5 protein-coding genes are annotated in these 13843 nt (G+C 43.6%); all 5 read right to left on the reverse strand.

The window, feature by feature from the left end:
- Nucleotides 1–2: 2 nt before the first annotated feature.
- The 5 genes from AC0KUT_RS19570 to AC0KUT_RS19590 all read right to left on the reverse strand — a co-directional run bounded on the left by AC0KUT_RS19570 (nucleotide 3) and on the right by AC0KUT_RS19590 (nucleotide 13836).
- Nucleotides 3–6155, reverse strand: coding sequence for a contractile injection system tape measure protein (locus AC0KUT_RS19570; RefSeq protein ID WP_488832191.1), 6153 nt, complete (start codon nucleotides 6153–6155; stop codon nucleotides 3–5).
- 1 nt (nucleotide 6156) lies between these two features.
- A complete protein-coding gene (locus AC0KUT_RS19575; RefSeq protein ID WP_488832192.1) occupies nucleotides 6157–8721 on the reverse strand; it encodes a hypothetical protein in 2565 nt (854 codons plus the stop codon).
- Nucleotides 8718–9146 carry a hypothetical protein gene (locus AC0KUT_RS19580; RefSeq protein ID WP_488832193.1) on the reverse strand — a complete coding sequence of 143 codons (429 nt, stop codon included), beginning with the start codon at nucleotides 9144–9146 and terminating at the stop codon, nucleotides 8718–8720. Before AC0KUT_RS19580 ends, AC0KUT_RS19575 begins: the two co-directional genes overlap by 4 nt.
- Before the next feature lie 4 nt (nucleotides 9147–9150).
- Entirely contained in the window at nucleotides 9151–9936 is a 786-nt protein-coding gene (locus AC0KUT_RS19585; protein WP_488832195.1) for a hypothetical protein, read from the reverse strand.
- 69 nt (nucleotides 9937–10005) lie between these two features.
- The gene (locus AC0KUT_RS19590; protein WP_488832198.1) at nucleotides 10006–13836 is read right to left on the reverse strand and encodes a hypothetical protein; all 3831 of its coding nucleotides are present in this window, start codon (nucleotides 13834–13836) and stop codon (nucleotides 10006–10008) included.
- Between the last annotated feature and the right edge of the window lie 7 nt (nucleotides 13837–13843).

Genomic DNA, 13843 nt, shown 5'->3' on the forward strand with positions numbered 1-13843 from the left:
GTTTAACTCTTGTTGCGCCATGAAACATAAAGCGGCTTATCCATCCAACTAAATTTAACTAATGAATAACTCCAGGGAATAGAATCCACCAACATGTCAAAAGTCTGCTCTTTTACCTCAAGCTGCCATGCATCTTCTTCCAAACGCAACCAACCTTGCCGCTGTAAAAAAGTTTCACGCAAACCAGTAATAGAGGTTTTACCGAGCGCTCTCCAATGTTGAATGATACTTAGCAACATCTGCTGCATAGTCTCCTGCTCTTGTAAGCTAAGTTCAATACCCGCACATACAGGTATACTGGTGCTGATGCCGCACAAAATTTTATTTAATACCAACTCATATTCTTCTGTATGCGTTTTACCACTAACAAGATACTGTAATAAATGTACACCACGCTCAGCTGCCTCCATATTGATAAACTGCCCATTTTCCGTAAGCTGTAACATAGAAAACAAACGCGGAATATAAGGCGCTACCAATACCATACCCGCATTTTTAAGATGAAGCCCCCCACTCATCTGGCTACCACTGAGCACGGGTGATTTTTGCTCTTGGCCCACATCTATACTAAATTGTGCACGCGCTGGTGTACGTGTTGCCGCTAAGGCACTGCGTTGCAGCACCAATTTTTGTAGTTGAGCTAAAGCTTGAGGTTCTTCAATTTTTGCAGCCTTGGCAACCTTTAGGCTAAATACCCTCAGCAGCTCTTCTTGATTCACAAAGCGTTGTTGGTTAAATAAATAGGAAAATATAAATTCCCATTTGGCATTCTTAGTGTCGCGATCAATGCTCATTGTCGAGCTTAAGGAAACAAGTGCAATAGCCTCTTGTACGAGTTTGAGCGCACCATTAATAAAGGGATAGTCAGTTGCAGCCAAACGCGCAACGAGCGAATGTAAAATATGCTCGGGCAAAGCATTTACCAAGGTCGCACACACACCGGGCTGCATGAGTATCTGCCCCCAAGTATTCGCGTCCTGCGCATGAGTATTTTGACTGATAAGACTATTAACGATCTTCTGCAGCTGTAACAACTGGTTATTCGTCAGCGAAGGCAGACTCATGAGCTGTAAAAACAACGTCTGGTCGTCATGGAAGCTCTTATTAGAATATGGAACAGAGCTATTTACTGCACCATCAACCAGGTTATTTACTAAATCATGCACCGAATGATTAACAAAATCTCCAAGTTCACCCGTCACAACACCAGGAATTTTCAGGGTGTTATTGACCTGTGACTCTAAAATATTATGTTCCTTCGACTGGATAGAGCTTTCACTTGACGACGCGTCAACTTGATCAGGCCCGGGCTCTATTAATAAGCTCTTCATAGCGGGCTTATTCGCACCCGAAAATGCTAACTCTGTATTAATACGCTTTTCTTCAGCGCTAGAATTTTGAGGTTTATCTATATTTTTCTGAGAATTTTTTGAATTCCGTTGCTGTTCAGCATTTATGTCTGACTCCCCATATTTTTGCAGGACTATGGCTTCATAAATGTCGGCTGTTTTAAGTGGATCATTAGTCTCATAGGTGCTTACTTTATCTGAACTATTATATTTACTTGAATTACTCGTCGCACCTAGCACTCCATTAATTTCTATTATATTTTCTGCAGGCACATATGTTTTTTCAGATAACTTGGGGGCATCCTCCTTATTAGCTGAATGCCTTAATTGTTCCAAGTCCAAGGGTTGCTGTGCAATCAAACACGATAGGGTACTACGATAAAATTGCACACCAAAACGACTGAGGGAAGCTGCGCGGCGCACAGCCTGTACCAAATCTTTCTGCTCTATAGGGTGGAGATTTAAATTTTGCTGTACATAAGCAACAAATAAATGCTGCCAAGCACCAATTTTTCCTCGTAGCTCATCAATGGAAACTGCCCCCTGAATCAACTTCAGGCTTAAAAGGGTAAGTGCCATTTTATTAAGATCATCAAGTCTTATGGGGGAAGGAAATATTTCACCCCCCAAGTCCTCAACACTCAAGAGCTCAATACTGGAAATATCTGCATTACTGACTATTTGAGCATTATGTAATTCTATTTTATCTTCGGCTGCATCTTCAGTTGTTTCTCTCTTATCACCAATTACAGCGTCTAGATAGGGCTCTGAAGCTATAGGAAGTTCAATTTCTTTGCTATCAAGTGCTATAGTTTCTGCATAATGATCTCGTTTATTTGATGCGTAAGAAAGATCCTGCGCATTGATGCTTTCAAGATATTCGTCACTTATCTTTTCGCCCTCAGTATTTTCAGTGCTAATATTTTCTCTAGCAAGCAAAGTAGTGAGTTGATCTTCACGTGAAGCTGAGTCGCGCGTCACGACATCAGGAGTGTCACTCGCACCTGCAGCTGGCGCTCTTTTAATAGTGGTTTCTTGAGCCAACTGCTCTAAATCCAACAACTCACCACGCAGCAATCTTAATATAGCTACGCGCAATAAATGAATTGGATCGCCTGAACTGCGAGCTTGCAAAGTTATTGCTTGATAAAAATCAGCTCGATACTCTGCCGCTATTTGTAGATCTGTACGCAAGAGATAATCAAGCAAGTGTTGATATTGTTGGTAGTTGTAGTCGAGGGTGGCTGTAACAGATAAAAAAGTATCTGGCGCTCTACGCAAATCTCGACAAAGTGACGCCAATTCTGCAATAGGAAGTTGAGTCACTTTAGTTAGCTCTCGGTGACCACTAGGTGGCAGCTGTATTTCATCACCGCACTCACCCTCACTTGCACTGAAGTCTTGCGCTGGTGGAGAAATGTTTTCCTTCCCGTCGAGCAACAGCGTTTCGGATTGCGCCATGGAGTGTTGAGCGGCACTTAGAGGTGAGATTTCAGACTTTTGTAATGCAACATCCAAATCTATAGCTTGCTGAGCTTCTATTTGTGCAATTACATTTTCCAAATAATGCTCAGGTGCTTGCGTTAGTGTAATTTTTTGCACTATAGCGCAAAGTAAATTTTCTCTATATTCAGCTGAAAATTGAGGGCCAGAAAGTACTTCTTCTAAGCGCACTCTTATCGCAATAAGATTTATACCCCGATCAGATTCGCCAATTTGATCAGGATTCTCAGCTTTTAAGTAATTATCAGACTTTAAGTCATTTTCATCCGCTAGTTTGCGCATAGGCTCAGAATTGACAGAAGCACCATCGTGCCTGAGCGAAGCGAAACTTCCGCTTTCTTCAGAGCTTAAGGATGAAACATCGACAACTGACTGACGTTGCGCTGTTAGCGCCAACAACTCTGATGCGTCCTGCATCTTGGCTGGTATGATCTGCCGCAACTCGCCTTCCGAGATTTCGCTGGCGCTAATAGGCAACCTTGCGTGCTTAGCTAGCGGCTCAACAGAAGTACTTTCTAACGCTAACGAATCAGAGATTGTAGAAGATTTATCCCTAGCACTAGAATGCTGCAACAATTGTGCTGCAAGCTGAGCCTGTATTGGGTCCGATCTTAACAGCGTATTAAGAAGGGAATGCAAAGGTATTAATAGCTGTGCAAGTGATTGCTGTTTATGTTGTGCGAGCTCACTTACCAAGGGAATAAGCCACGTATTTAGGCTGGAAAACTGATTACCTTTTAAGAGCAAAAGTTCCAGTAATAGCTCCCAGTGTAACGCGAGCGAATTGTTAACACTTAAACATTGTTCGACCACAGCCTGGCCGACAATTAAATCCAACCAAGCCATAAGCGCAGATTTTTGCTGAGGCTTTACCAAGCCAAGCGCTAGTTCACTTAATTGCCCATTGGAAAACTGGTGGCTGAGCCGTTTAATAATGATGTTCGCATCTGGTTGCTCAGTGATGATAGCGCCCAGATCATAGTGTTTTAGTGCATCATTTAGTAGTGCTTGATGAATATTGTGATCATTAGTTTGCGCCTGCCAAGGCAGTTTTCCTTCACGTAAAAATACCAGTAATTGCTCTAAACGAGCGAATGATTGTTTTTTCTCAGACTCCGGCTCACGGGAGGTACCAACAATATAAGGTTGCGGCCCTATGCAATTAAGTTCTGCAGATTCGGCATAATGATCTTGTTTATTTAACGCGTAAGAAAGATCCTGCGCATTGATACTTTCAAGGTATCCGTCAGTTACCTTTTCCGCCCCAGTATTTTCAGTGCTAATATTTTCTCTAGCAAGCAAAGTAGTGAGTTGATCTTCACGTGAAGCTGAGTCGCGCGTCACGACATCAGGAGTGTCACTCGCACCTGCAGCTGGCGCTCTTTTAATAGTGGTTTCTTGAGCCAACTGCTCTAAATCCAACAACTCACCACGCAGCAATCTTAATATAGCTACGCGCAATAAATGAATTGGATCGCCTGAACTGCGAGCTTGCAAAGTTATTGCTTGATAAAAATCAGCTCGATACTCTGCCGCTATTTGTAGATCTGTACGCAAGAGATAATCAAGCAAGTGTTGATATTGTTGGTAGTTGTAGTCGAGGGTGGCTGTAACAGATAAAAAAGTATCTGGCGCTCTACGCAAATCTCGACAAAGTGACGCCAATTCTGCAATAGGAAGTTGAGTCACTTTAGTTAGCTCTCGGTGACCACTAGGTGGCAGCTGTATTTCATCACCGCACTCACCCTCACTTGCACTGAAGTCTTGCGCTGGTGGAGAAATGTTTTCCTTCCCGTCGAGCAACAGCGTTTCGGATTGCGCCATGGAGTGTTGAGCGGCACTTAGAGGTGAGATTTCAGACTTTTGTAATGCAACATCCAAATCTATAGCTTGCTGAGCTTCTATTTGTGCAATTACATTTTCCAAATAATGCTCAGGTGCTTGCGTTAGTGTAATTTTTTGCACTATAGCGCAAAGTAAATTTTCTCTATATTCAGCTGAAAATTGAGGGCCAGAAAGTACTTCTTCTAAGCGCATTCTTATCGCAATAAGATTTATACCCCGATCAGATTCGCCAATTTGATCAGGATTATCAGCTTTTAAGTAATTATCAGACTTTAAGTAATTATCAGACTTTAAGTCATTTTCATCCGCTAGTTTGCGCATAGGCTCAGAATTGACAGAAGCACCATCGTGCCTGAGCGAAGCGAAACTTCCGCTTTCTTCAGAGCTTAAGGATGAAACATCGACAACTGACTGACGTTGCGCTGTTAGCGCCAACAACTCTGATGCGTCCTGCATCTTGGCTGGTATGATCTGCCGCAACTCGCCTTCCGAGATTTCGCTGGCGCTAATAGGCAACCTTGCGTGCTTAGCTAGCGGCTCAACAGAAGTACTTTCTAACGCTAACGAATCAGAGATTGTAGAAGATTTATCCCTAGAACTAGAATGCTGCAACAATTGTGCTGCAAGCTGAGCCTGTATTGGGTCCGATCTTAACAGCGTATTAAGAAGGGAATGCAAAGGTATTAATAGCTGTGCAAGTGATTGCTGTTTATGTTGTGCGAGCTCACTTACCAAGGGAATAAGCCACGTATTTAGGCTGGAAAACTGATTACCTTTTAAGAGCAAAAGTTTCAGCAATAGCTCCCAGTGTAACGCGAGCGAATTGTTAACACTTAAACATTGTTCGACCACAGTCTGGCCGACAATTAAATCCAACCAAGCCATAAGTGCATATTTTTGCTGAGGCTTTACCAAGCCAAGCGCTAGTTCACTTAATTGCCCATTGGAAAACTGGTGACTGAGCCGTTTAATAATGATATTCGCATCTGGTTGCTCAATGATGATAGCGCCCAGATCATAGTGTTTTAGTGCATCATGCAGTAGGATTTGATGAATATTTTGATCATTAGTTTGCGCCTGCCAAGGCAGCTTTCCTTCACGTAAAAATACCAGTAATTGCTCTAAACGAGCGAATGATTGTTTTTTCTCAGACTCCGGCTCACGGGAGGCGCCAACAATATAGAGTTGCGGCCTTATCTCAACCGCTAAGTGTTGCTCCAGTGCCGTTACGAATGCCTCCTTATAGTTTCCACCCGAAATATCACCTAACTGCAGCGTCACTTGCTCTAATCGTAGGGGTTGATCTGAATACACAAGGTCTGACAACAAGCGATCTAACTCAGCCATCAACTCTTCCGCAATCCATCGCTGCAACTCGGCGTGAAATTTTCGCGCGGCCCGTTTGGTTGTGAATGTAAGGTCAATAATGACCTCATCAATTTGATGGGCTGTATTCATCTTAAATCCAATAGTCCCTGCTCGACGGCAGTGAGCCGAGCAAGGAAATCAAATTTTGTGCGGCTTCATCAAGAGCTTGGTACGCAGTGGAGCTAGACTCGTGCTGTGATAGCCTCTGGTTAGCAATTTCATTTTTCCCATTTTTTGCCGCAGCATTTAACTGCTCTGAAGTCTCCACTAAGGTTACGGCGCTCAAGTGGCTCAACCACCGTTGATATTTATTTTCAAAATTTTCCATAGCTTTAAGATCAAGCCAATAAAAATTAGGCAATATCTGTGCAGGCAGTTGATAGCTAATCATTTTTTGGGCGTATTGTTGAAACATAGGATTATTAAAACGCGCACTCCAGTTTGGAAAAACAATACTGACTTGGCTATCAAAAAAATCGTCTGGTGCAGGAATATGATTACTTACACGTCGCCGTAACAATAGATGCTCAACAATAAAGAACCCTTCAGAGTCTTCATTGAGGTCAGTGATTATTTTTTTAAATTTATGCGCGTATAGGACTGCCTGGTCCGCATCAGAAAATTTATTGAGGAAAATGCGCTGACTACCTTCGGATAAACGTAGGTAGACACTAAAATGGCTATTGTCAGCAACAAGACGATAAGAATCTAAATTTGTACCCTGCACCAGTAGCTGCGGACTAATACTCAGGGCCTTTTTACTCTGATAGCGCCAGTGTTCTAGCTTCTTAGCTGCGAAGGCACTTAAGGGTGGGATCATTATTTCAGGTGCAGATTGTGACTGCACATCTACCTCAATCAACTTTTTATCATCAGCCCAGTTGATATTGCGCTCGACAAAGATATTCGTCAGTGACCCATGACGCGAATAGTTTTTAATCCCGAGTAAAATCGCTAGTTTTTTATGTAAACTACTGGCGTTATGTGTATCCCAATAGTCCCGCTGTACATTGAAACTTGCACTGCGCCGCGCACTTAACTCAGCGATATGGCGCAACAAGTTAATTTTATTATCTATAGTCCAATAGCCAGGCGCATCTTGATGGTAATAATTAAAACTCAACAAACCCTCTTGCGAAAATTCCTCACCATAAAGTGCAAGCAAGCTATCAAGCGCTCTATTTTTACGACTAAGCGCATTGTCGTAACGCGCCTGTACTGCTTGAACATCATGCTGAGTTAACCCTTTTTGGGGATACAGGGCTTCAAGTTGTGGGATATTATGGTTATCAAGATATTCCGAAAAATAACTGTGCTCTGTTTGAGAGTTAAGCGAAAATAAACTCTGCAACTGCTGCAACAATTGCGAATAATTTGCCATTAACTGCTCAAAGGGATAAAGATACGCCTTAAGCTGCGCAGCCTGAGCTTTTCGCTCGATATCAGCTCCACTAGGTACACCTGCCGCACCGATGCCATATACTTGAGGAAATTGATGTTGAATCGAGTAGTAGTCTAAATCTTGCTTGGGGCTGGCTTGAGGTAACTGATAAAAATTACTCGCATTAACCTTGTTAGTGCGAAATGCCCTATATTCAAACTCTAGTTTTTGCAAATGTCGCAGTGAATCTTTAAGAAATTTTTCGCGGTGTTTTTCATTATATTTCACCAATAGCTCAGTATCGATAATAGTACTTGCGGTAAATTCTATAGCTACAACAGGCTCACTTGCCTGAGGATATTTTAAATGAAAACTATTGGAGCGGAGCAAATCGTCAGTAAGAGCATTACCCTCTGCATCGACCAACTGCAATGCGTGTACTTTTTTAACACCAACTATAGCGGTAACTAGGCTATTCAACTCTTCTAGCGCACGCGCTGTATTGCTGCTGATAAAGCTGCTATCGTCTATCACACCATGTTCAGTAAGTGGTCCCGTAAAAATATCTGCTAGCGCATGCCCTTGTGCAGCGACTGCTTCATATCGGCTGAGGGTAATATCAGAAGATATTTTTCGTGCAGCTTGGAAAAAAATATCGGCATAAATTTCAGCGCTTGTGCGACTGCCATCGGTTTCCACTGTACCGGTAAGGTAACAGCTAAGGCTTTCCTCTATATCCAACGCTATAACATCTTCGCCTAGATTACGCTGCTGTGCGTAAAGGCTCATAACGCTCTGACAAATCACTTGTCTTTGTTCGTGACTCAGGGGCGCACCCGTCAGTGGCTCAAGCAGTTTTATCAATACTTTATAACAACCACCTAAGCCGCCTGTCGATTGTTTATTAAGCGGTATAAACTCAATGCGTTCGAGCTCAGGAATTTGATCGAGCAATACCTTGCAATAATCATGTGGCGTTACCGCGGCAGAAGGAAATGCTTCGTGCGGTTTAAGTAGCGCTACATCACTGTAATTAATCTGCCCTTTTTCATTTGCAAGAAAATCCGCAACCGGCGCACCGGTTTGATACGCAAGCTCGGTTAAACCAAAACACAACACCTCGAGAATGGTGACGCCAGGATCATGAAGATTGTAGTCAGTCCAAATTTTTCCTGCCAGCGCTTGGGCAGATGCTATTCCCTGACGGCGCAGCGCAGCAAAATCCAATTCATCGGGATCTTGTTCATGGCGAGCAATAGTATCTGAACCTGTCACGAGCTTGCGTCCTTGCTTTGACAGTTTATATCTGCCACATGGACTTGGTCGACAGATGAACGATTAGTATTTTTTTGCTCTGCAGTATTCATTTGCTGAGACAGCTCTTGATGTAAATGAGCAAGCAGCGGCTGTACGCGATTGTAGGCCAGAAAGCCTAGCGCCATTACACAACACTGAAATTCTGTAGGGCTCAACTGAAATAATTTTCGCTCGTCTGCATACGCGTCTTTTTGCGTACAACCATCCCGGGCTGAGTTATTCAATCCAGCGTCATAAAATTGTTGTGCTTGGTGATTCAAACGGCCAATCAATTCAAAAACTGATTTAAAGGGTTGCTCGACTAAAGCCTCTAGTAGCAAGCGGCTTTCACTCAAGCTGAGCGAAATGTTTAATAGTGACAAAGCGTGATTGTTGGAATCCATAACATCACTCGTCGCGGGTAATATTATTAAGCATTAAAGGGTCAAACCAGAGGCGGCTCAAATGATAATTTATGCCTATGCCCTCACCATATGCACAAAGCGAGCGAATTTGTAATTTATAGTGAAAGCCACCTAATTCAGCCACGGCAACCCAACGCAACTCAATGCGATTGCATTTTGCGCCGTAATACGCTTGTTGCTCTTTAATACTACCGGTGCCATTAAACGTATTTAATGCAATTGCATGGAGCAGCGCATACTTGCCATCTGCATCCTGCCCGCCCACACCAGCCACAACTTCCAGAGCCTCGCAGCCCGTAAGTGCTGGTGTTATATCCCACCAATTACCATCTGCTGGTGCATTAAATTCACCGGGCTTACCCATACGCCCTGTTGCGGCCACGGTGCCCTCAACATCTAAAGTGACCTGTGGTATTTCTTTATTGATACCTACAGCAACCTTCGCAATAGTTTGGCTACCCTGCTGTTCGGTATAGCTGCGCAAGCTAAGTACACGCGGTGTTTCGGGTGTACCGAAATGCAATTTATTATCGCCTAGGCCTAATTCCATAAACCACTGAGGGCTATCCACGGCAATATTTTCATAAAAACTAAGCAGCCGCCCAGAGCCCATTAACTGCGACACTTTTAGGCCATCATCACTAGACTTATCAAAACCTTCTTCCAATATATTGACCATTGAGTCAATCAAATTAGCAAAGTCCTGTTCGGCGGGCATTCTGCCGCGCTTAAATTTATCTTTGAGCGCTCTTCGATCTAATTTTTCCATATGGGTGCCTGTAGGACGCCTTAGGGTTATTCAGCTGCAGCGCATGCGCATGCTAGATTCAAAAAAAATTTACGAAATAATAAAATTACTGCCAATTTCTAACTCATCATAGCCAGTAACTTCGGCTAAAATTTGGGTTCTATCATCGAGTGTTTGTAAATAGTGGTGTGCTAAAGGTACTGCTGTGCTCCACAAATACGTCGGTATGAAAGAACCGCTGCGCGCCGACGTACCAGCCTGATCCGCGGTATCGTCAAGTGCAAACAGATTTTCCGCGCTAGGTGCAATGCGTAGCACCGAAAAATCAGTTGCATGGTCAATGTAATCGAGATTATGAAGGAACGATTTTATTTCTTGCTCACTTATATTCCAGCCAAAATGAACACGATTACCGCGGCTATGCCAAGGGGAAATAAACTCGCATAATTCTTGGTTGAGACGATTTAAACTGGCGCCCCGCTGGTAGCCCTTTTTAAAGTGCACAGCACAGCGAACCTGTACCTCTTCGTAGACGGGGTTCTCTACTGAAATATGAGCAAAAGCAGGGGCGAGCGCACGCACAAACTCACCGATCTGCTCAATCAAAAAACCATCAAAATGAGGCTTGTAGTCGGCTGCCGTGACACGATGTAAATAGGGAACCGGAATAATTAACAAATGCCCAGCACTTAATACATTGCCCACTTTGCTACGCAAATTGGCAAAGCATTTTACCTTATACACCTGAGGAAACTGCTGAAGAATCAGCATTTCATAATCCATGGGTGTAAGGGCTCGCTGTTTATGACGTAGACGCTCGCTTACACGGCTGCGCAAATGCGCTGCCGTTTCAGCCGGCACACCACCAAATGAGCTGCACACCTGCGTAACCGCAGCAATACCGGGAATGGATTCACGACTACGCTTAATGGAATCAGGTTTTAACACCATAGCCTGTGTTGCCACAGGATGATTACCTGCCGACCAAGTTGCCTTGAGCGCTTGCGCATATACCGTGTAAATATGGCTAAAATTTTTCAACTGGTGTTGCGCACTTATTTTTATCCAAAGCAGGCCAGGGCTCAGGCGTGTATTAGCAGTAGTTATAGCTTTCGGTAGACGTAAATTAACAATCCCAGAAATTTTAAAACTCTGTGTCGAGTCACTCTGGATATGTGTTGCGGGCAGGGGCCGCCATTGATTCTCAACTAAATATGACCAATCTAATCCACTCGTTGTAAGCTCCTCAACTAGGGCCGTAGCTTTTTCCTGATTGACATCAATCGATACTGCGTCTTCCTCATACTTTGTACTCATAGGTAGCGAATTATTATGCAGATGAAAAAATAAATTTACTTGTTCTGCATCACTTGCCTTAATACCTATAATAAAATTACCTGGGCTATTGTATTGCGGCAGTAAATGAATCTTAGGGTGTCGCAGCGGTGATATAGTTTCCCAGCCAAGCGGGTGAAGATGAATAAATTGATCGCGTATTTTAGGGTTACTGAGTTTATCGGGCTCATTTAAATTCACCACAGATACCGCAGTATAATTTAAACGAATACTGGCTATCTCTGGTGTATAAGGCGGGTTGGGTAGCGGTCGAGAAAATTGCTCATGCTTAACCCGCGCATTATACGTAAGCGTAGCCGCCAAAAGTTGGGCATACTCACGCTGACCAAATCCACCGAGCGGGGCCTGCAAAGTAAATTTAAATAATCCATTTTTAGTCTGAGGCGTGTAACTAAAAATACCGCTGTGGGTAATAGCCTCTTGCGGTTTAACATAGTTGATAATGCTGTGAGCACTTAACTGTTGCTGATCTCTTAAACGCTCAGTGCCCTGCACTATATGGCTACTAAACAATGGTTGCAATTTCTGTGTTGCCGAAGTTTTAGGCTGCCAACGGCCATCAACGAGTACGCTAGTACTCACCATAAACTGACTGCTATTTTTTATGTTGTGATAGCCCTGATACCAACGGGTAAAGCCACCGGGCGCTGTCGGTAAGCCACTCCATTCAATATCAAGGTTCATACGCGTTAATTGTTTATTGCATAACTCTTCAGCGCCTACAATAAAGTAGGAACCTACATCTGCCAGCGGCCCAAAGGGTGCAAAAGGCGCAAGCGCCGACAGTTGGCCAATATTGTTATGTAACAATAAATCTTGGTAACCCTCCACCTCCACCTCTAAGCGAATTTCACGCAGCACCAAATGTTTGAGTAAATCGTAGGGGTACTGCACATAATTGTCTTTCAACAATACACGTAACACAGCGACATCTGTATCTAAATTATCACCATGCACACTGGCATCGTAGGCACTTATTGCTGGCGCATCTGCAGCCAAATAGAAGCTGATTCGCAGGCAGTTAGGTTTGATATCGACATCTAGCGCATTATAGGCAGGCTTATATTCATCTATGTCATACCAGCCTTTGTTGGTCGTTACACTTAGCGAAAACATATCGCCAAAGTAACTAAAAAACTTGGCTTTTTCGTTATTTTTGCCCCGCGAGTTACCGGGCAAGTCGCGCAGTATACGCTTTAGTCGACTCCAGCCAACATTGGGAATATCTTGGAATACTAAATTGAGCGTGACCTTACGCGTACCTTCGCGCAATAGAAGTATTTTATTCGCAAGTGCAAAACCCAAGCGCGCAGATACAGCACTGGAAGCAGCATGAGTGTCGCGTTCACAGCCAAACAATGGTTTATGCGTGAGCTGGTTACGCACCTTAAAATCTGCGTCAGGTACCGCTGTTATGGTATCCAGCCAACAGCCATCGGCGAGTAGCTTTATGTCACCCTCGCTCTTTGTATTATTATTTATAGCTACATTATTAATTAAGGCTGAGCGCGGAAAATAAAGACTGTGAATTTGCACAACCTGAGCATCATTGATTTCTGTGTCGCTATCCGCGCTATAAACAATATCCCTACTCTGCGCATCCAATCCAGCTACAAACTCTGCGCCTTTTGGAATATTGAGCGTTTGTTCCTGCTGACTGGGATGAACAATAAGATAGACACTGTCAGGGATTAATGGGCGCGATTTAACCTGCAGGACTTCAGTAAAATAGAAATCGAAAAAATTTAGTGTAAAGCGGTTAAGCTTGGCTTGTAATTTTTGATAGAGCTCAACAAACACTGCACGCAACGCCACCGCAGGATCATGAAATTGGCACTGCATTGATTCAGGTAAGTATCTTTTGCACTCGCGCTGCAATAAATCTATTGCCTTGAGTAGCGATACTTGTAGCGCATCCATATCAAGCTCGTCATCCACACTCAGAGTATTACTGAGCTGCTCTTCGGTACCGGCTACAAGCCACTGAGAAAACTGCAAAGAAACTATGGGCGATTGCTCAGGAGCGGGAGGTAGCCGGCGTAAAAGTGTACGAATATCACTACGCAAGCCACTCAATAAACTTTCAAGCATTTTATAAATTTGTTCGCCGGCATTGCTCTGCGGCTGGTACAGCAGTCTCAACCATTCATCTAACTTGCGCACCAATGCAATGAGATTAGCCCCCACTGTTTGATGACTAAGCTTTAGTTCAATTTGCTCATGCAGTTGCCGTCTAAAGTCTCGCTCTAGTGCTGTCAAATCTAAAGCGAGTATATTCGCCATGACCATTAGCTCATTCTGACTAAAAAACAAGTGCTGCTCTTGATTATCAAGACCTGCACCTTGCGCACTTACCAAGCCGGCATAGTCTTGCAATAAACAGAGCAGTTGTTCAAAGCGCAATTCATCAATATTAAAATAGCCAGATTCAAGCGCAGGCAACTGCCGACGCTCTTGGCTTAAACCATCCCGAACATGAATGCGCAGGGACGCAGCGGCATCAGTCACCGACACGATGTTCATGACCACTGCCATAGGCATAGGCATAGGCATAGGCATAGGCATATAAGAT

This window comes from Cellvibrio sp. 25HG11W-0, from assembly GCF_057815475.1.